The sequence below is a fragment of the Aliiroseovarius sediminis genome (assembly GCF_022678485.1).
GTDB lineage: Bacteria > Pseudomonadota > Alphaproteobacteria > Rhodobacterales > Rhodobacteraceae > Aliiroseovarius > Aliiroseovarius sediminis.
This window is the reverse complement of record NZ_JALBYP010000028.1, coordinates 18,157-36,596: the sequence shown is the minus strand read 5'-3', so window position 1 is coordinate 36,596 and position 18,440 is coordinate 18,157. Positions and strand designations below refer to the sequence as shown.

At 58.9% G+C, this 18,440-nt stretch carries 17 protein-coding genes and 3 tRNA genes; 11 read left to right on the top strand and 9 right to left on the bottom strand.

Going from position 1 to position 18,440, the window contains the following annotated elements; translation table 11 throughout:
* Positions 1–168: 168 nt before the first annotated feature.
* From MN186_RS08455 to MN186_RS08445, 3 genes are all read left to right on the top strand, one after another.
* Entirely contained in the window at positions 169–3,609 is a 3,441-nt protein-coding gene (locus tag MN186_RS08455; protein ID WP_242113942.1) for a pyruvate carboxylase, read from the top strand.
* Positions 3,610–3,769: 160 nt separating this feature from the next.
* Positions 3,770–3,844, top strand: a tRNA-Gly gene (locus tag MN186_RS08450).
* A gap of 45 nt (positions 3,845–3,889) precedes the next feature.
* A tRNA-Gly gene (locus tag MN186_RS08445) sits at positions 3,890–3,964 on the top strand.
* A 142-nt stretch (positions 3,965–4,106) separates the two neighbouring features.
* Here the strand turns inward: MN186_RS08445 and MN186_RS08440 are convergent.
* Entirely contained in the window at positions 4,107–4,469 is a 363-nt protein-coding gene (locus tag MN186_RS08440) for a helix-turn-helix domain-containing protein (protein ID WP_242113941.1), read from the bottom strand.
* 436 nt (positions 4,470–4,905) lie between these two features.
* On the opposite strand from MN186_RS08440, the gene hisB reads away from it, so the two are divergent.
* Together hisB and hisH are read left to right on the top strand one after the other, a co-directional pair.
* Entirely contained in the window at positions 4,906–5,493 is a 588-nt protein-coding gene (gene hisB / locus MN186_RS08435) for an imidazoleglycerol-phosphate dehydratase HisB (RefSeq protein WP_242113940.1), read from the top strand.
* A 24-nt stretch (positions 5,494–5,517) separates the two neighbouring features.
* Positions 5,518–6,156 (top strand): imidazole glycerol phosphate synthase subunit HisH, encoded by a 639-nt coding sequence (hisH, locus tag MN186_RS08430; protein WP_242113939.1) that lies wholly within the window; start codon positions 5,518–5,520, stop codon positions 6,154–6,156.
* Positions 6,157–6,201: 45 nt separating this feature from the next.
* Here the strand turns inward: hisH and MN186_RS08425 are convergent, their stop codons facing one another.
* Positions 6,202–6,585 carry a DUF2147 domain-containing protein gene (locus MN186_RS08425; protein WP_242113938.1) on the bottom strand — a complete coding sequence of 128 codons (384 nt, stop codon included), beginning with the start codon at positions 6,583–6,585 and terminating at the stop codon, positions 6,202–6,204.
* Between the two features lie 137 nt (positions 6,586–6,722).
* Between MN186_RS08425 and hisA the strand changes: the two genes are divergently transcribed.
* The gene (gene hisA, locus MN186_RS08420; protein ID WP_242113937.1) at positions 6,723–7,439 is read left to right on the top strand and encodes a 1-(5-phosphoribosyl)-5-[(5-phosphoribosylamino)methylideneamino]imidazole-4-carboxamide isomerase; all 717 of its coding nucleotides are present in this window, start codon (positions 6,723–6,725) and stop codon (positions 7,437–7,439) included.
* Here hisA and MN186_RS08415 read toward each other — a convergent pair.
* Positions 7,436–7,879: a DUF302 domain-containing protein gene (locus MN186_RS08415; RefSeq protein WP_242113936.1), complete on the bottom strand. Its 444-nt coding sequence runs from the start codon at positions 7,877–7,879 to the stop codon at positions 7,436–7,438. The two genes, hisA and MN186_RS08415, sit on opposite strands and share 4 nt — an antisense overlap.
* 100 nt (positions 7,880–7,979) lie before the next feature.
* On the opposite strand from MN186_RS08415, the gene hisF reads away from it, so the two are divergent.
* Both hisF and MN186_RS08405 read left to right on the top strand, forming a co-directional pair.
* Positions 7,980–8,741, top strand: a complete 762-nt coding sequence (gene hisF, locus MN186_RS08410; RefSeq protein ID WP_242113935.1) for an imidazole glycerol phosphate synthase subunit HisF — start codon at positions 7,980–7,982, stop codon at positions 8,739–8,741.
* Positions 8,738–9,052 carry a phosphoribosyl-ATP diphosphatase gene (locus MN186_RS08405; protein WP_242113934.1) on the top strand — a complete coding sequence of 105 codons (315 nt, stop codon included), beginning with the start codon at positions 8,738–8,740 and terminating at the stop codon, positions 9,050–9,052. The genes hisF and MN186_RS08405 overlap by 4 nt, the downstream gene beginning before the upstream one ends.
* An 84-nt stretch (positions 9,053–9,136) precedes the next feature.
* On the opposite strand, the gene MN186_RS08400 is transcribed toward MN186_RS08405, so the two are convergent.
* From MN186_RS08400 to rlmB, 3 genes are all read right to left on the bottom strand, one after another.
* Positions 9,137–9,589, bottom strand: a complete 453-nt coding sequence (locus tag MN186_RS08400; protein WP_242113933.1) for a CoA-binding protein — start codon at positions 9,587–9,589, stop codon at positions 9,137–9,139.
* Between the two features lie 216 nt (positions 9,590–9,805).
* Positions 9,806–10,291: a YHS domain-containing (seleno)protein gene (locus tag MN186_RS08395; RefSeq protein WP_242113932.1), complete on the bottom strand. Its 486-nt coding sequence runs from the start codon at positions 10,289–10,291 to the stop codon at positions 9,806–9,808.
* 69 nt (positions 10,292–10,360) lie between these two features.
* Positions 10,361–11,146 carry a 23S rRNA (guanosine(2251)-2'-O)-methyltransferase RlmB gene (gene rlmB / locus MN186_RS08390; protein WP_242113931.1) on the bottom strand — a complete coding sequence of 262 codons (786 nt, stop codon included), beginning with the start codon at positions 11,144–11,146 and terminating at the stop codon, positions 10,361–10,363.
* A 145-nt stretch (positions 11,147–11,291) separates the two neighbouring features.
* On the opposite strand from rlmB, the gene MN186_RS08385 reads away from it, so the two are divergent.
* The 3 genes from MN186_RS08385 (at position 11,292) to MN186_RS08375 (ending at position 13,106) form a co-directional block, all read left to right on the top strand.
* Positions 11,292–11,375: transfer RNA gene (locus tag MN186_RS08385), tRNA-Tyr, on the top strand.
* A gap of 223 nt (positions 11,376–11,598) precedes the next feature.
* The gene (locus MN186_RS08380) at positions 11,599–12,192 is read left to right on the top strand and encodes a toxin-activating lysine-acyltransferase (protein WP_242113930.1); all 594 of its coding nucleotides are present in this window, start codon (positions 11,599–11,601) and stop codon (positions 12,190–12,192) included.
* Positions 12,193–12,194: 2 nt separating this feature from the next.
* The gene (locus MN186_RS08375; protein ID WP_242113929.1) at positions 12,195–13,106 is read left to right on the top strand and encodes a Hint domain-containing protein; all 912 of its coding nucleotides are present in this window, start codon (positions 12,195–12,197) and stop codon (positions 13,104–13,106) included.
* A 198-nt stretch (positions 13,107–13,304) separates the two neighbouring features.
* On the opposite strand, the gene MN186_RS08370 is transcribed toward MN186_RS08375, so the two are convergent.
* The 3 genes from MN186_RS08370 to ttrB are packed head-to-tail and all read right to left on the bottom strand — an operon-like array spanning position 13,305 to position 18,346.
* The gene (locus MN186_RS08370; protein WP_242113928.1) at positions 13,305–16,397 is read right to left on the bottom strand and encodes a molybdopterin dinucleotide binding domain-containing protein; all 3,093 of its coding nucleotides are present in this window, start codon (positions 16,395–16,397) and stop codon (positions 13,305–13,307) included.
* Entirely contained in the window at positions 16,390–17,586 is a 1,197-nt protein-coding gene (nrfD, locus tag MN186_RS08365; protein WP_242113927.1) for an NrfD/PsrC family molybdoenzyme membrane anchor subunit, read from the bottom strand. The genes MN186_RS08370 and nrfD overlap by 8 nt, the downstream gene beginning before the upstream one ends.
* Complete coding sequence (ttrB, locus tag MN186_RS08360; RefSeq protein ID WP_242113926.1) at positions 17,567–18,346, bottom strand: tetrathionate reductase subunit TtrB; 780 nt, start codon at positions 18,344–18,346, stop codon at positions 17,567–17,569. Before ttrB ends, nrfD begins: the two co-directional genes overlap by 20 nt.
* Between the last annotated feature and the right edge of the window lie 94 nt (positions 18,347–18,440).

The following is an 18,440-nucleotide window of genomic DNA, read 5'->3' as shown; positions in this document are numbered from 1 at the left end:
TAGGATAATGAATCGCCCCGTTTTGTCTGCGCATATCCGAAGATGTTACCCTAGCGGATTGATCTCAATCCTTACCCAATCCTTACAAATTCTATTGCGCTGCAATGCAGCACACCCTACCACTTTCACCAAATGCGGCCCGGCCGGCCAAAAAAGCGGGAGAGTGAGATGAAAGACTTTCAGAAAATTCTGATTGCCAACCGGGGCGAGATTGCCATCCGCGTGATGCGCGCCGCCAACGAGATGGGCAAGAAGACAGTCGCGGTCTACGCCGAAGAAGACAAGCTGGGCTTGCATCGTTTCAAATCAGACGAGGCTTACCGCATCGGCGAAGGCCTGGGGCCGGTCGCAGCTTATCTGTCCATTGACGAGATCATCCGTGTTGCCAAGGAATGCGGCGCCGATGCGATCCATCCCGGCTATGGGCTTCTATCCGAAAACCCCGACTTCGTGGATGCCTGCGACGCCAACGGGATCACCTTCATCGGCCCTAAGGCCGCCACCATGCGCGCGCTGGGTGATAAGGCCTCGGCCCGAAAAGTAGCGATCGAGGCCGGCGTGCCCGTGATCCCCGCCACTGAGGTGCTGGGCGACGATATGGATGCGATCCGCAAGGAAGCGGAAAGCGTCGGCTATCCTCTGATGCTGAAAGCCAGCTGGGGCGGCGGCGGGCGCGGGATGCGTCCGATCCACGGCCCGGACGAGCTGGAAGAAAAGGTATTGGAAGGCCGCCGCGAGGCCGAAGCCGCTTTCGGCAATGGCGAGGGCTATCTGGAAAAGATGATCACCCGCGCCCGCCATGTCGAGGTGCAAATCCTGGGCGACAGCCACGGCAATATCTACCACCTGTATGAACGTGACTGCTCGGTCCAGCGCCGCAACCAGAAAGTCGTGGAGCGCGCGCCCGCCCCCTATCTGTCCGAGGCGCAACGCGAAGAGATCTGCGAGCTGGGTCGGAAAATCTGTGCCCATGTGAATTACGAATGCGCCGGCACGGTCGAATTCCTGATGGATATGGAAACCGGCAAGTTCTATTTCATCGAGGTGAACCCCCGCGTGCAGGTCGAACACACCGTGACCGAAGAAGTGACCGGCATCGACATCGTGCAGGCCCAAATTCTGATCGCCGAGGGCAAATCGCTGGCCGAGGCAACTGGCAAGGCCAGCCAGTATGACATTCGTTTGAACGGCCACGCCCTGCAAACCCGCGTGACCACCGAAGACCCGCAAAACAACTTCATCCCCGATTACGGCCGCATCACCGCCTATCGTTCGGCCACCGGCATGGGCATCCGGCTGGACGGCGGCACGGCTTATGCGGGTGGGGTGATCACGCGCTATTATGACAGTCTTCTGACCAAGGTCACCGCATGGGCGCAAACGCCCGAGAAAGCCATCGCCCGGATGGACCGCGCCTTGCGCGAATTCCGAGTGCGCGGCGTTTCGACCAACATCGCTTTTGTCGAAAACCTGCTGAAACACCCCACTTTCTTGAACAACCAATATACGACCACGTTCATTGACGAGACGCCGGAGTTGTTCCAGTTCACGAAACGTCGCGACCGGGGCACGAAGGTTCTGACCTATATCGCGGACATCACGGTGAACGGACACCCCGAGACACAGGGGCGTGCCGCGCCATCCAGCGACCTGAAGCCGCCAAAGGCCCCGGCCCCACGCACAGAACCAGCGGCGGGCACCCGCAACCTGCTTGAGGCCGAAGGTCCACAAGCGGTCGCCGACTGGATGAAGGCGCAGAAGAAGCTGCTGATCACCGATACGACGATGCGCGACGGGCACCAGTCACTATTGGCCACGCGGATGCGCTCGATCGACATGATCGAAGCCGCGCCAGCCTATGCCGCGAACTTGCCCCAGTTGTTCAGCATCGAATGTTGGGGCGGGGCGACCTTTGACGTGGCCTATCGGTTCTTGCAGGAATGTCCATGGCAACGGTTGCGCGATCTGCGCGCGGCGATGCCGAACCTGATGACGCAGATGCTTCTGCGCGCCTCGAACGGGGTTGGATATACGAATTATCCCGACAATGTCGTGCAGGCGTTTGTCAAGCAGGCCGCGTTGACGGGTGTGGACGTGTTCCGTGTGTTCGACTCACTCAATTGGGTCGAAAACATGCGCGTCGCGATGGATGCCGTGATCGAAACCGGTAAGGTCTGCGAGGGCACAATCTGCTACACCGGCGACATTCTGGACCCGGACCGTGCCAAGTATGACCTGCACTACTATGTCGGCATGGCGAAAGAGCTTGAAGCCGCTGGCGCCCATGTTCTTGGCCTGAAAGATATGGCGGGACTTCTGAAACCCGCCGGCGCGCGCGTCTTGATCAAGGCGTTGAAGGACGAAGTCGGCCTTCCTATACACTTCCACACCCATGACACATCGGGCATTGCGGGTGCGACGATCCTGGCGGCAGCCGATGCCGGGGTCGATGCCGTGGACGCGGCCATGGACGCGTTCAGCGGCGGCACATCGCAAGCCTGTCTGGGGTCCATCGTCGAGGCCTTGCATAACACCGATCGTGACACCGGCTTGGACATTTCGGCGATTCGCGACATCTCGTATTATTGGGAAGGCGTTCGCGCCCAATATGCCGCGTTCGAAAGCGGTCTGGCCGCCCCTGCGTCAGAGGTATATCTGCACGAGATGCCCGGCGGGCAGTTCACCAACCTCAAGGCGCAAGCGCGCTCGCTTGGGTTGGAAGACCGCTGGCACGAGGTCGCACAGACCTATGCCGACGTGAACCATATGTTCGGGGATATCGTGAAGGTCACGCCATCTTCGAAAGTGGTGGGCGACATGGCGTTGATGATGGTCAGCCAGGGCCTGACCCGCGCTGAAGTCGAAGACCCGAAGACCGAGGTCGCCTTTCCCGACAGCGTCGTGGACATGATGCGCGGCAATCTGGGGCAGCCCCCCGGCGGGTTCCCGGACGCCATCGTGAAGAAGGTTCTGAAAGACGAAAAGCCCAACACCGAACGCCCCGGCAAACATCTGGAGCCGGTCGACCTGGAAGCCACCCGCGCCAGCCTGTCGAAAGAGCTTGCGGGCCTGACCATCGACGATGAAGACCTGAACGGATATCTGATGTATCCCAAGGTGTTTCTGGATTACATGGGGCGCCACCGCCAATACGGCCCCGTGCGCACCTTGCCCACCCGCACGTTTTTCTATGGGATGGAGCCGGCCGAGGAAATCTCGACCGAGATCGACCCCGGCAAGACGCTTGAGATCCGCCTGCAAACGGTCGGCGAAACCAACGAGGATGGGATCGTCAGAGTGTTCTTCGAACTGAACGGCCAGCCGCGCGTCATCCGGGTGCCGAATCGGCTGTTCAAGGCCACCGCGGTCAAACGCCCCAAGGCCGAGGACGGCAATCTGAACCACGTGGGCGCGCCGATGCCGGGCGTTGTGGCAACCATCGCCGCGATCGAAGGCCAGCAGGTGCGCGAGGGGGATTTGCTGTTGACCATCGAAGCGATGAAGATGGAAACGGGCATCCATGCCGACCGCGACGCCGTGGTCAAAGCCGTGCATGTGCAGCCGGGCAGTCAGATCGACGCCAAAGATTTGCTGGTGGAGTTGGAGTAAACCTGTCCGCCGCCCAAAGGTCGGCTTTTGACGTATTCTGTTACCGTCTCGGCCACAGATCGGTTGGGATAGTGGCAATTCGGGGAAAAATCAGCCCGTTTCGCCATTTTCCCCTTGCAGCCATGCGTGGGATTTCATATCTCACGGCTCACCGAAGGAAGCGGGCGTAGCTCAGGGGTAGAGCATAACCTTGCCAAGGTTAGGGTCGGGCGTTCGAATCGCCTCGCCCGCTCCAATCGGTTCCCCGGTTCGGCCAATGGCTGAACAAACCCATCAGGATGCGGGCGTAGCTCAGGGGTAGAGCATAACCTTGCCAAGGTTAGGGTCGGGCGTTCGAATCGCCTCGCCCGCTCCAATGGGATTTCTCAGACAGATGTAAAGTCGCAGATCGCCCAACATCGGTGCGTCTTGTTGCGTTCCGAGCAAAGAAAAAAGGGACGCGCATCGCACGTCCCCTTTCCACCACGTCCCTTCCCCCTCAGAAAGGTAGTGTTAACTTAGGCGCTTAACGACTGGCGGTTGGCCAGTTCGTGGATCATCGATTGGATTTGATTGCGCACCTTCACATCCTCGATTGAAGACAATGCTTGCGCTGCTTTTGCTGTGCGCTCATCCATCGCTTCATCCGCGGACGTGCCGGCATCCGCCAGCCCTTCGAAGAAATAGCCCGGTTGAACGTTCAATAACTGTGCAATCTCGAACATCTTGCTGGCGGAAACGCGATTATATCCCGTCTCATATTTCTGAAGTTGTTGAAACGACAGCCCCAACTGCTCGGCCACTTTGACTTGAGTGAGGCCGCGTAACAAACGAACCTCTCTTATTTTCTTTCCCACATGGACATCGACTGGATGGACCATTTCTTACACCCTATAGTTGCTTCCCGTAAAAAGAGAATGACAGATTTACGCGCGCCACCCAAGTACTGAGTCTCGCGCAACTCAAATGTGAATTGTGACCCGGTATGAAGGGCTGCCTCGGTAATTTCAGTAAAGCTTTATTTAAAAACGATTTTTTGCAGGCCAAGCAACGTGGATGTTGTGAAATTCCATTGCGGAAACAATTTGGTGAACACCAATTGGGTACACAGACGACCCATGGCAAAAGCCGCGCCCCTTTATTCGCAATGCTGAGCCCGCCCCCTGATCAAAACCGTTCGGAATTGGAAACCGAAGGGCTGCATCCGCTATCGCTCTGCCCGCGTGATTGCCACACCCCGGCGGGGACGATATTTGTCGCCTTCCCCGCGCCGAACTGCCCGCCTATAAGGGGCGCAGATAAAAAGAGGACGATCCGATGCGGTGCGCAAAAATTACCCGCAAGACTGCGGAAACCGAGATTTCGGTCGAGGTAAACCTTGACGGAACCGGCGCTTACGACAACCAGACTGGCGTGGGGTTCTTTGATCACATGCTGGACCAACTTTCCCGTCATTCACTGATCGACATCACGGTGCGCGCCAAGGGCGATCTGCACATCGACGACCACCACACAGTCGAAGACACCGGCATCGCGCTGGGCCAAGCCCTGTCCGAGGCTTTGGGCGACAAAAAGGGCATCCGTCGCTACGGCGAATGTCACCTGCCGATGGATGACGCGCAGGTGCGCGCGGCGCTCGATTTGTCCGGCCGCCCCTATCTGGTGTGGAACATGGACTTCGCTGCCTCAAAGATCGGCACGTTCGACACCGAGCTGGTGCGCGAGTTCTTTCAGGCGCTGGCGACCCATGGTGGCATCACGCTGCATGTTGATCAATTGCATGGCTTCAACGCCCACCATGTCGCTGAGGCAGGCTTCAAGGCCGTCGCCCGTGCGTTGCGTTTGGCCGTTGAAACCGACCCGCGCAAAGCGGACGCTATCCCATCGACCAAAGGCGCGCTTTAAGCCACCATATCCCCGGAGCATCCCATGCTGACCGTGATCATCGACTATGACAGCGGCAACCTGCACTCGGCCGAAAAAGCGTTTCAACGCATGGCGGCCGAGACAGACGCAGGTGAAGTTATCATCACCACCAAGCCCGAAGACGTGGCACGCGCCGACCGCATCGTGCTGCCCGGCGATGGCGCGTTCCCGGCGTGCCGTCAGCAATTGTCGGACCATCGCGGCATCTATGAGGCGCTGGAAGAGGCCGTGATACGGCAAGCTCGTCCCTTCATGGGAATTTGCGTCGGCATGCAAATGCTGGCCACGGTCAGTCACGAATATCAGGACACGAATGGGTTTGACTGGATCAAGGGCCATGTGCGCAAGATCACTCCGGCAGACCCAACGCTGAAAGTGCCACATATGGGCTGGAATGATCTGGTAATCGACCACGTGCACCCGGTATTGGAGGGCGTCCAGACAGGGGACCACGCTTATTTCGTGCACTCGTACCATTTCGTGGTGGACGATGCGGCACACCGTCTGGCCCATTGTGATTATGCGGGCGAAATCACGGCCATCATTGGCCGGGACAACCTGATTGGCATGCAATTTCACCCGGAAAAAAGTCAGGCAGCCGGACTACGAATGATTGCGAACTTTTTAAGTTGGACTCCATAAAAAAGGGCGCTGCGACAGCGCCCTTCTTGTCCCGGTTCAAACGGCTCACTTCACACGGGTCCAGTTCTGCTTCTTGCAGATCGGCCCCACACATCCCGACACTTTCAACGACTCGCCGGACATCTGCATCTTCGAGCGATAGACCTTGCCGGTCGAGGGCTGCCAGATCTTGCCACCGGAATACTTGCCGCCACCGTTGGGTTGCATGTCCCAGACCAGCTTCTTGCCAATATTCTCAGACTTGTATTCGCCACTGGCATTAAACGTCCGCGAAATCACACCGCACAGCGCGGTTCCACATTGCGAAACGGTCACGTGGGCATATGCCCCGTCATCCACCTGCGTTTTCCAGACCCCTTCGACTGCATCTGCCAAAGCAGGGGCCGCCATTCCAACACTCAGCGCAAGCGCCATAACCATACGTTTCATTCAATCCTCCCTGAATTTGCGATTATCCTGACCCCGAGAAACCGTTTATGGCAAGTGTGACGTGACGGGAGGGGCGGCTTGGCAAGCCGGGACTTCCGTGCAAAAAGCACCTAACGCACCAACTATCGGAGCTCACCATGATCCTTTACCCCGCTATCGACCTGAAAGACGGCCAATGCGTGCGCCTGCTCCGCGGCGAGATGGAGGCGGCCACGGTGTTCAACGACGACCCGGCGGCTCAGGCGCGGGCTTTTCAGGATGCAGGCTGCGAGTGGATTCACCTTGTCGACTTGAACGGCGCTTTCGCAGGTGAACCAGTGAACGGCGCGGCGGTCGAAGCCATCCTCGCCGCCATCGACGTCCCCGCCCAACTGGGCGGTGGTATCCGCGACATGGCGACCATCGAAGGGTGGATTGAAAAGGGACTTGCCCGCGTGATCCTTGGCACAGTCGCTGTCGAAAACCCGGACCTCGTGCGCGAAGCTGCGCGCGCCTTCCCCGGCAAGGTTGCTGTGGGGATCGACGCGCGCAACGGTCGCGTTGCCACCAAAGGTTGGGCCGAGGAAACCGACGTGATGGTCACCGATCTTGCCAAATCCTTCGAAGATGCAGGCGTCGCGGCCATCATCTATACCGACATCAACCGCGACGGCGCGATGCAGGGCCCGAACATCGAGGCCACTGCCGCCCTCGCCCGCGCGGTTTCAATCCCGGTGATCGCAAGCGGTGGCGTCAGCTCTCTGGCTGACCTCATTGCCTTGCGCGATTGTGGCGCATCCCTGAACGGTGCAATCTCGGGTCGGGCGCTTTATGACGGCGCGATTGACTTGAAAGACGCCTTGGCGGCGCTCTAACCCCCCGCAGCAGCCGCGGTCAGCTTGTCCAGCGCGCCGGTCATCATGCCGACATAGGGCGCGTCATCTGCGATGCTGAATTCCCCCAGCATGTCAGCGGGCGCTTCATAGGCGAGCCAGACCGCGCCATCGCTATCCTCATAAACCAACACGCGGAGCGGCAGCATCAACCCGGCCAGCGGGTCGTCTTGCATCGCCGGCGTGCCAAGTTTGGGGTTTCCGAAAACCAGAAGCTGCGAGGCCCCAAGCTCCATATCCACCGACGCAGCGCCGCCAGCATGATCAACCCGCGCGAATACGGTTGCACCTGCGTTTCCGACGGCGGCCTCTAAAGCGTCCATTGTGTCAGGAACGGTGCCGGATGCGGGCACTTTCACAATCTCTGCCATCGCCGGCAGGGCAAGCGCCGACACAAGTGTTGCAAGGGTGAGTTTCATCATGGAGCAATTCCTTTAAATCAGGTTCGATGCGACAATGCTCTGGCCAGTTGGGGCTTGAACAAATAAAACAAACCGTGATCAGCCAAGGACCGCGCAAAATATGCTGAAGACCCGCATCATACCTTGCCTCGACGTGGCCGAGGGCCGCACGGTGAAAGGTGTCAACTTCGTCGATCTGATCGACGCGGGCGACCCTGTGGAACAGGCGCGCGCCTATGATGCCGCCGGGGCCGATGAACTCTGCTTCCTCGACATCAAGGCCACGCATGAAAACCGCGGAACGATGTATGATCTGGCAACCCGCACGGCGGAACAATGCTTCATGCCGCTGACGATCGGCGGCGGCGTGCGCAGCCCGGACGACGTGCGCGATCTGCTATTGGCAGGTGCCGACAAGGTCAGCTTCAACTCTGCCGCCGTGGCCGACCCGGACGTGATCGCGCGGGCGGCTGACCGGTTCGGCAGCCAGTGCATCGTGGTCGCTATCGACGCCAAGACCGTGGCACCCGGCACCTGGGAGATTTTTACACATGGCGGGCGCAAACCCACCGGCGTTGATGCCGTCCAATTCGCTCGCTTGATGGAAGCCAAGGGCGCGGGCGAGATCCTTCTGACCTCAATGGACCGGGACGGCACCCGTGCAGGTTTCAACCTGCCCCTGACCCGCGCTATTTCGGACGCTGTGCGCGTGCCCGTCATCGCAAGCGGAGGCGTCGGCACACTCGATCACCTGGTCGAAGGCGTGACCGAAGGCGGGGCAAGCGCAGTGCTGGCAGCTTCCATTTTCCATTTCGGCGATTACACAATCCGCGAGGCAAAGGCACACATGGCCGCCGCCGGCATCCCGATGAGGTTGACATGACCATTCTCACCCACCTCGCCGCCACGATCCAGGCACGCAAGGGCGCCGACCCCGACACCTCGTGGACCGCAAAACTGCTGTCCAAAGGGCCGGAAAAATGTGCCGAGAAATTTGGTGAGGAAGCCATCGAAGCCATTATCGCCGCCGTCAAGAACGACCGCGAAAACCTGACTGCCGAGGCCGCTGACGCGCTTTATCACCTACTGGTCATGCTTGCCTCTCGCGACATACCCCTCGCCGACGTACTAGCCGAACTTGAACGGCGCGATGGCACCTCAGGCATCGCTGAAAAAGCCGGCCGCGCAGACTGACCCTTGTTTCTTCTGGCCAAAAATATCCCGGGGTGAGCGGCCTCGCCGCGAGGGGCAGCGCCCCCCAAGGCTCACGACGTGAGCCTAACCAGTCACGTCACTCAGAACCGCATCCCCAAACAGGCGCGGAAATTCGATCTTGGGGCAACGGTCTTCCACGACCGTGATGCCTTTGGCCTCGGCCTTCGCCCTGGCTTCTGCGTTTTCGACGCCCAACTGCATCCACACAGTTTTCAAATTTGGCAACGCGTCCAACGCCTCATCTACAATGGGGGCAATGGCATCGGACCGGCGAAACAGGTCAATCATGTCAGTCTGGGGCGGCAACTCGCTAACCGAAGCGACAACGGTTTCACCAAACATCTCTTGCCCGGCCAGCCCCGGATTGACACCTATCACGCGGTATCCCTTGCGTTTCAGAAACCCTGCTACCTCGTGACTGGCGCGTTCGGGTTTGTGGGATAGTCCCACCAGGCCAATCACGCGGGTCGAAGACAGAATGGATTTAAGGCGGGTGTCTGTATCGTCATGTGTCATGCAGCACAGATAACGCGGCACACTGACGTTTCCAACCACCTTGCAGAAAAATGCGCCCGAAACCATAAGGTCGGGCGCAAGTTGGTGGAACGAGGGACAGTGAAATGAGACGTCGGGCGTTCCACAGCCCGCTCTCGTTATCTTATGTGGGGATTAATCCTGGCAAAGTAAGGGATGCTCAAGCAGTTGTGATCACGCGGGGCATCACGCACCCGCCTAGCCGCTTAGCACATCCGGCCAGAACGTATCTGCCTGCGCAATATGGCCCGCAATATCTGCCAGCCACAAATCACGGTTTTGCAAGCTGGCGTTCAGAAAAAGCTTTCCCTCGTGGATGGTCCACGCCGCGGGCACAGTAGGGACAATCTGCCCTTGGCTCAGCGCATAGGCGCAATAGCCGCCATATTGCGGGGCATAACGCGCCGGATCATCGGCAAAAAGATCGCGGTTATCCTCGTTGGAAAACAGCACCGTGACCCCGTTATGATCAAACTCCAGATCCTGACGCCCCGGCACCGGTACGCCAGCGGTGAAATAGGCGACGGGGTCATACCCGTTCCAAGCGACACCGTCCTTGATGTAAACAGCCGCCGTGGCAGCCTGCGCGCGCGGCACGCCCAGACCTGCGGCAACTGGTGCAGCAAGCAGACCAGACACGACAAACCGCCGTGAAAATTTGTTCAGGAACCGACCCTTGGTCATGTGGCACCCCTCCACATTTCAATTGGCCCCTATTGGCAGGAAAACACAGGCCCCATCAAGTGGAAGTGATCACCGGCTGGCACGTGTGCAAGAAAGCGCCACTGCGGCTGCATTCGATACGTTCAGCGACCCGAAATCCCGCGCGAACGGGATTTTCACCAGTTGATCGCAGGTCGCTTTGGTCTTTTTGCGCAGGCCCGGCCCCTCGGCCCCCAGCACAAGCGCCACGGGCCGGTCGGGTCGGGCTTGCAGGGTGGCATCAAGCGTTTCCTCCGCTTCGCCGTCCAGTCCAAGGATGATAAATCCCATCTCGCGCAGCTCGACCATCGTGTCGGCCAAGTTTCGGATGCGCAGATAAGGCTGACGCTCCAGTGCGCCAGACGCCGTCTTGGCCAGTGCGCCCGTTTCCGGTGCCGATCCGCGCGCCGTGCCGATCACGGCACTCGCGCCAAAAACTTCGGCTGATCGCAGGATTGCGCCCACATTGTGGGGGTCTGTCACCCGGTCCAACAGCACGACAATCGGCAACCCACCTTCGCCTCCCATCACACGTTCGGCAAAATTGCCCCAAGCCAGTGGCTTGACCTCAAGCGCAGCCCCCTGGTGAACAGAATTGGGGTCCAGTGGGGCCGGAAACTTCCGCGCATCTGCCATTTCAGGCGTCATACCGGATGCATCAATGGCGTCACCCAGCTTGTCCGCCGCGTTTTTCGTCACCACCAGACGCAGCCGCTCGCGGTTCGGGTTCATCAACGCATCGCGCACCGCGTGAAGTCCAAACAGCCACACTGTTTCTGCTGCTGTATCCCGCCGCGCCTTTTCTTTCTGAACCACCCATTTCGGCTTTTTCGTCATGCCGTATGCCCTTCTTTTCGCAAGGCTCGGACAATGGGGCGATTGCACGGGCGAGACAAGGGCATTTGGTCGAATTTTCGTGTTGACCCTTGGCTTCGGTCGGGCTAATCAGCCCCACATTCGGCGTTATACACGCCGGGTAAGTGGGCGACAGGCCGCAAGGTGTGGCAGGGGACTGTAACTCCCTCGCGGAGACGCACGCTTGGTTCGATTCCAAGGTCGCCCACCACTTTCCCCAATTCCCGATAGCGAGTGTTTGCGCATTTCATCAGTGTGAAACACGATCACTTATCAACGCCACGCTCGCGCCTCACGACAGTGTATGATCACTGCATACGTAATAACATCACAACAAATTGAAATTTAACCGAAAACTCAGCTTTTACGGCCCGCCACTGTTCATCCGGAGGATTTGTGGTAACGGTAGGAAGTTCCGATAGCGAGGTTGGGGCATGAACACAGCGTCCGAGCAAGAAAAATTCCTCCGGGTTTCCCTTCGGCATCTGGCGGCATTGCGTGACCCGCAACACGATGGCAATACGCCTGTGCCAGAAGGTTGGTTTGATTTTCCGGATCGACAATTGGCCGATTTAGGTGCCATGACTTTCCTTCTTTCCTTGTCAGAATATCACAAACCGTTGCCGTTCGCGCAGGTGCTATACAGTCTGGAACCGCCATTGCGCCTTGGACAGTATCGGATTTTTCGGTCCAACGGCTATCCAAGAGCATTTGTGACGTGGGCGGGCTTGGGCGATGCCGAGGAAAGGCAACTCGCGGTAGAGCACAAGCCGTTGCAGCCGACGCAATGGAATTCAGGAAGTTCAATGTGGGTCGTCGATCTTGCAGCCCCGTTCGGCCATTTGAAACAGGTCGTTAGAATGCTTGCCGAGAATCGTAAAACAGATCGGGTGCGCACGCTTTGGCACAATAAGGCAAAGACCGGTGTGCGCGTGATCGAGTGGTCACGCCCCGATTGGGCAGGTCCGATCTCGGTAAAATCCTATGGTCGCAACCAGTTCAAGCACCATCTCGCGCAGGAGCATTAGATATGGGCAATCCAATAATCGGAGGCGATCTGACCGGACAGATCGACGTGGGTGATGCAGACGTATTCGGGGATCTGGATGACGTCGGGGATACCGCCGACCAACCCGACAGTTTCACTGTGTCGGATCAAGCAGTTTATGGCTTAGCGTCAATCAACGAGGAAACAGGTGAGTGGACTTATTCTCTCGATAGCACCAATCCAGCCGTTCAAGCTCTGGACGTTGGGGAGACCCTGACCGATACGTTCGAGGTCCGACTTGCTTCAGGTCGACGGACTACTACCGACACGGTCACGATAACGATTACCGGGGTGCCTTGCTTCGCCGCCGGTACATTGATTGACACACCCCACGGACCACGCAAGATTGAAAGTCTAAAGGCCGGCGATATGGTCACGACAGCGACAGGGGTGCAGCCTATCCTTTGGATCGGCTCGCGCGATATAGACAGCGAACAACTTGATGCCGATCCCAAACTACGCCCCGTTCGGATCACCGCGGGCGCGCTTGGTGCCGGATTACCCTTGCGTGATTTGCTGGTGTCGCGACAGCACCGGATGCTTGTCCGTTCGGATTTGGCACGGCAGATGTTTTCGGAAAAAGAAGTTCTAATATCAGCGATAAAGCTTGCGGATCTGCCCAACGTTTTTGTCGACGATAAGGTGCAGTCGGTCACATATTTTCATCTGCTTTTCCAACAACACGAAATCATCTTTGCCGAAGGCGCCCCTTCGGAAAGCCTTCTAACGGGCCCCGAGGCATTGAAAATGGTTGGTCCGGAAAACCGCACGGAAATCTGTGCGATCCTGCCCGACACAACAAAGCCAGCCCGCCAAATTCCGTCTGGCAAAGCGCAAAAACAGCTGGTGGAACGCCATGCGCGAACCCAAGACCCCATCATCAATGGCGTTTGAAGAGTTTTTAGCCGCAAACAACGCGACAGTTGCCGATCGTGATCGCTTGCCCGGCTTACCCGTCGAGGGTCCGTAAAAGATCACTGGACCAAGAACAATCCTGCTCCAGTGAAATCTTAGACCAGTCTTTTCCAAAACCTGCGTCAGTTGCTTCCTATTATGTTCGCCCCGGTCCTGACCGGATCGCGAGGCGAAAACTCACGCGACAGCGGTCGACGGTTTGCTTATCCGAACCGGTATCCCTTGCCGCACAGCAGCGCCGCTGATTGGTTCCAGCCAGGTGCCCGCAACGCGGCGGGTGGGGTCTGCGATACCCAGTTGGTTCAGGGTGACACCTGCCCCAACCCACTGATTTCCGCCATAGGGTTCACCATCAATGCGGTGCGACCCCGCGCCAAGCTCGCGGTGGCCGAAGCCATGCTCGATCCCCAGCGCACCGCGCATCACCCCGTCACTAACCAAAGCAACGCCGATCACACTGCCACCGGGGCTTTCAATCTCGATCATGTCGCCGTGGCTGACGCCAGCTTGGCGCGCGTCAATCGTGTTGATCATCACCGGGTTGTTGGGCTTGATCATACGCAACCGGTCAAGTCCGGCGGAATATGCGCTGAACAGGTTGGATTTGAACGAAAACGCCAGAAGTGGCCAATCGTCTTCCTTGAACACCTCACGCATCGGTGTGCCGTCGGACAAGGCAGCGCGGCGAAGCTCGGGCACACCACGATGGCGATTGCCGGTTTCACTGTCGATCGCCATACCGACATTTTCGTTATGGAGGCACAAGGTGCGGTTCCAACGGTTGCCCAGCTTCTCGCCATCATAGGCTTGCGAGAATTTCTGGAAGCGTCCACCGCGGGAATATAGGTGCGCCACCGCCCCGCGTTCTTCCTCGGGCAGGGTAGCTTCGATATCGGGCATCAGGCGTTCCAGACCACCAAGCGCGACATCATCATCGCTGGCGTCGGGCAGCTTGTCGCCGGTAAAGGCGATGTTGGCACCCGCTCGCAGGAAGAAATCCTCGGGCCGGTTCAAATCATGCGCTGTGCCGTCCGCAGCCTTGATCGCACCTGCGCCAAAGCCGGCAAGTCCCAAGCGTTTTGCTGTGGCGATGAAGAACGTCTCCATGCTGACTGGATCACCTTCGGCGGTCTTGGCCTGACGGGGTTCGACCACCGGCCAACAGGCCGTCGTTGTTTTGGTCAACACACCTGACCATGCATCGACAAAGCCCCAGACCTCGTACATCACCGAGTCGGGGAAGATATAGTCGGCCAGCCGGTTGGTTTCCGTAATGAATCCGTCGATCGCCACATAAAGCCCAAGGCTTTTAGGATCAGCCATCTTGTCACCGATCAGCGATTGAATGCCGGGCTGAGCGTAAAGCGGGTTGGCCATCACGCCGATCAACGCCTTGATCGAATAGGGATAACCATCCAACGCCGAGGCCAGATGTTCCGACAGAACCGGCGGGGCAAGTTTTCGCCATGGCGCTTTTGCCGGATAGGGGTTTTCGCCCGCCGCCTTGCGACGCTTGTATTCCGACGATTTCTCGTAAGGGAAGCGCGAGCGTGACAGGAACACACCCTTGGGTTTGCGCATACCATCGAATTTCGCCAGATCATAGCGCGGCCCCGCACCGAACCCGTTGAACTTGCCGCCGCCATGGGCTGACCCACCTGTGCGGTTCATTGATCCGGCCAGCAGGTTCAGCGTTTGATATCCAAATGCGGCATGAAAGCCTGTTGCCGACATCATACCGCCATGACTGTCGGTGACAGCACGGCGCCCAGCGGCTTTGAAACGCTGCGCGATGTCAATGATGCGGTCCTCAGGAATGCCGCATTCCGCCGCGTAATCGGCAATGTCGTGTTCCTGTGCGGCTTCGCGCAACAAAAACAGGCTAGAGGCCACAGCGACGTCCCCGCCATCCGGCAAGGTCACCGCTTGGGACACAAACAGATCGCCATGCGCCGCATCGTCCGCTGGCTTCAACGTGCCATCCGACATGACCATCGGGCCATCGTCGTCTGACCCTGCTTCCGCAAGACCAAGGTCTGATTTGCGCAAGAAACGCCCCTGCTCCGCGTGGCCTTCTTCGGTAATGACCAGATGCGAGGCGTTGGTGTGGCCAACGTCATCCGCCGCATCCGCCGCTGCCTGTGATGGCAAAGACAGGAAATCGGCGGCGTAGCCATCATTTTCCAGCAGCCAACGGATCAGTGCCATGGCGAATGCCGTGTCAGTGCCAGGACGCACCGGCACCCAGTTCGACCCCTGCGCCGAATTCACAACCGACGCGTTCAGCGCCGGATCGACCACGACATATTCCAGCCCCTTGGTACGGGCATCGGCAATCATCCGGCCCTGCCGTTTGAACGGGCTGCCCGCCTGGCTGGGTGCCGTGCCAACGAACAGCGCGAATTCGGCATTGGCGAAATCGGGCTTGGTGTGGGCATTTGTCATCAGGTCATTCATCACCGCGCCCGCACCCATGCGAAAGGCAAGGCCGCAATAGCTTCCGTGGTGGCCATAGTTGCGGGTGCCGAACGCGTTGAAAGCAAAGCGTTTCAGAATGGCCGAACGGCCATAATCGGTGGATTCCATCACCAGAAGTTGGTTGGTCTTCGGTCCCAGTTCGGGCGCATCGGGGTCAAGCGGCGTGTCATAATCGTTGATCGCACGCAGCCCATCGACATGGCCTTCGTTGAACAGATCGCCGCCTTCGCAAATCTCCTCGATCGCTTGCTCAAAGGGGATCGTTTCCCATTCGCCTGACCCACGCGGGCCAACCCGCTTCATCACGTTCAGAACCCGATGAGGGCTGTCGATCTGGGCGATCATCGCATTGCCCCGCGCACAGGCGGTCGAGCGGTTTTCCTGCCCCTTGTCGCCCAAGGCCGAAACACAGCGCAGTGCCTCACGCACCGGGGCAGTATGGTCAAGATGTTCGTCCGACGACAGCGGGTGATAGGGGTTGCCTCTGACGTTCAATACATTTTCGGTGTTGTTGTCGATCCGCACCCGCACCCCGCATTTGGTAGTGCAACCATAACAAACCGTGAAGGCCATGCGCTGATCTTCGTTCAAATCGAGCTCACCCGTGGCCATGTCCACCCTATATTCAGGTGCGGGCGCATCGCCAAAGATGGGATGCGCGGGCTTTTCGCCCGAACTGCCCGACAGTCCGTGCGCCATCTTTGCAAGCGGTTCGGAATATCCGGCGGCAAAGGTTGCGGCCCCAGCGGCGGCAACACCGCCCTGAAGCAATCTGCGACGTGACTTATCCATGAGAAGGCACTCCCTTCATGTCAGAGGAAAGAGGTTGTGCGGGCGCGCCACCAAGGGCCGCGCGCCACGGCACGAAAATGTCGATCAGCATCAGCACGGCCAGCCAAAGACCGAAGCTGCCAATGATCCCCAGAAGCCCGCCGGACCCAAGGGCCAGTTGGTATTCGCTGAACCCCGCGGTCTGGCGCTGCACCGTCTGCACGTTCATCAGAACCGCCCAGCGAAACATCCACGCGGTATGCAAGGCCAAGAGCCCGAAGACCCAGCCCAGCCCGCGAATTTGCGGACGCAGAAGCAGGACCAGAACACCGATGAACAGCACAACACCCGATGCGACCGCACGGAAGGTCATCGCGCGCCAGTCGGGATTTTCCTGCACCGACTGCAACGCGGCTGCGACCGATGCGTCGCTTTGGCTCAGCCCAACGGCAAACCATCCGGCTGCTGTCAGCCCGGCCAGAATACAGGCGACCAGAAGGACACCCAGAAGCTGGCGCGAGGTGGCGCGGTTGCGCGGGTTGGCTGGGGTTGCCTCAACCGTGCGCAGCTCGGCAGCCCGCGTGCCGGTAAACCGATCCAGCACCAGCAACAGGCCCACCGATCCGATCAATCCGGTCGCAACAAACATAACGGGCAGGAATTGCGTGTTCCACAAGGGGCGGCCCTTAATCACCGCAATCTCGTTCCCCGTATAGACGGCCACGACCAGTGATGCGGCCAATGCCCCCAGCCCGGTTGCAACAATCAGCCAGCGCGGGCTGTCCCAATGGCCCAAAGTGGCAACCCGCGCGACCCAACCGACAAGACCCGGCGCGCCGCGCTGTTCATTCATCGGTTCGCGCCAAACCAACCAAGCCAGAGCAACGGTCAGCAAAACAAAGACGGGCAGGAAGATTGCCCCAATCGACATCCATGACCACGGCGTGAAATAGGCATAGAAATGCCAGAAGCGTAGCGGTTGGTGCAGGTCCGCCAGAAGCGACACAGGTGCCACGATGGCGGTCGTCACGGCGGACAGCAGTGCAAGACGGGCAACGGGTTTCCACCGCTCAAGCCCAAACACAGCCCCGGGGATGGCCAACCAGACAGATGTATAAGACAGCGCAACCAAAAAGAAATATTGGACCGCCCAAGGATACCACGCGATATCATAACGTGGTGCGATAAGCTCAATGCTCTGCATATTCATACCCCAGTTCTGTTCCCGCGTCGTCGCGCACATCCCAAAGGCCCGGCGCGGCTTGCGGTCGGTCGATGAAGCGTTCGTCCATGCCCAGATAGAAGACATGCGGGCTGGTATTCTTGTCGGGCTGCAAGACTTTCAGCTCGTCATGAAACTCGTCGATCATTTTCGCGATCTGGCTATTCGGATCGTTGATGTCGCCGATAATCCGCGCGCCGCCCACGCAAGACTCGACACAGGCGGGCAGTAACCCGGCCTCAAGCCGGTGGGCGCAGAAGGTGCATTTATCCGCCGTTTGTGTGCGTTCGTTGATAAAACGGGCGTCGTAGGGGCAGGCTTGCACACAATAAGCACAGCCCACGCAGCGGTCGGAATCGACCACGACGATGCCATCCTCGCGCTGGAATGTTGCCTGCACGGGGCAAACTGGCACGCAAGGTGGGTTGTCACAGTGGTTGCACAGCCGCGGCAGCATGAATTGCGCCAAGGCGCCGGTGTCTTCGTTTTCGACCTCGTATTGCGACACGATCGTGCGGAACTTGCCCAGCGGGGCTTCGTTTTCGATATGGCACGACACTGTGCAAGCCTGACAGCCGATGCAGCGGCGCAGGTCAATCAGCATGGCGTAACGTTTCGTGGCGTCACCACCGCGGCGCGGGGGCTGGTCATTGATGCCAGCGTTCGCAACGCTGGCCAGGGGCACGAAAGCCGCCCCAGCCGTGATGCGGGCGGCCTGTGTCATGAATAGGCGTCTGGCGAGGTCCATGGACGTTCCCTCTCTAAAATATTGCCACGACAGGACGCCGTGACCAAATCCAACGGGCTGTATAGGAAATGGAAACAGGTGAAGCTTTGATCTA

Bases quoted from the DNA above. Each gene is read 5' to 3' on its own strand.
- MN186_RS08455 (WP_242113942.1), top strand. From the start codon at position 169: ATGAAAGACTTTCAGAAAATTCTGATTGCCAACCGGGGCGAGATTGCC.
- MN186_RS08440 (WP_242113941.1), bottom strand. From the start codon at position 4,469: ATGGTCCATCCAGTCGATGTCCATGTGGGAAAGAAAATAAGAGAGGTT.
- hisB (WP_242113940.1), top strand. From the start codon at position 4,906: ATGCGGTGCGCAAAAATTACCCGCAAGACTGCGGAAACCGAGATTTCG.
- hisH (WP_242113939.1), top strand. From the start codon at position 5,518: ATGCTGACCGTGATCATCGACTATGACAGCGGCAACCTGCACTCGGCC.
- MN186_RS08425 (WP_242113938.1), bottom strand. From the start codon at position 6,585: ATGAAACGTATGGTTATGGCGCTTGCGCTGAGTGTTGGAATGGCGGCC.
- hisA (WP_242113937.1), top strand. From the start codon at position 6,723: ATGATCCTTTACCCCGCTATCGACCTGAAAGACGGCCAATGCGTGCGC.
- MN186_RS08415 (WP_242113936.1), bottom strand. From the start codon at position 7,879: ATGATGAAACTCACCCTTGCAACACTTGTGTCGGCGCTTGCCCTGCCG.
- hisF (WP_242113935.1), top strand. From the start codon at position 7,980: ATGCTGAAGACCCGCATCATACCTTGCCTCGACGTGGCCGAGGGCCGC.
- MN186_RS08405 (WP_242113934.1), top strand. From the start codon at position 8,738: ATGACCATTCTCACCCACCTCGCCGCCACGATCCAGGCACGCAAGGGC.
- MN186_RS08400 (WP_242113933.1), bottom strand. From the start codon at position 9,589: ATGACACATGACGATACAGACACCCGCCTTAAATCCATTCTGTCTTCG.
- MN186_RS08395 (WP_242113932.1), bottom strand. From the start codon at position 10,291: ATGACCAAGGGTCGGTTCCTGAACAAATTTTCACGGCGGTTTGTCGTG.
- rlmB (WP_242113931.1), bottom strand. From the start codon at position 11,146: ATGACGAAAAAGCCGAAATGGGTGGTTCAGAAAGAAAAGGCGCGGCGG.
- MN186_RS08380 (WP_242113930.1), top strand. From the start codon at position 11,599: ATGAACACAGCGTCCGAGCAAGAAAAATTCCTCCGGGTTTCCCTTCGG.
- MN186_RS08375 (WP_242113929.1), top strand. From the start codon at position 12,195: ATGGGCAATCCAATAATCGGAGGCGATCTGACCGGACAGATCGACGTG.
- MN186_RS08370 (WP_242113928.1), bottom strand. From the start codon at position 16,397: ATGGATAAGTCACGTCGCAGATTGCTTCAGGGCGGTGTTGCCGCCGCT.
- nrfD (WP_242113927.1), bottom strand. From the start codon at position 17,586: ATGAATATGCAGAGCATTGAGCTTATCGCACCACGTTATGATATCGCG.
- ttrB (WP_242113926.1), bottom strand. From the start codon at position 18,346: ATGGACCTCGCCAGACGCCTATTCATGACACAGGCCGCCCGCATCACG.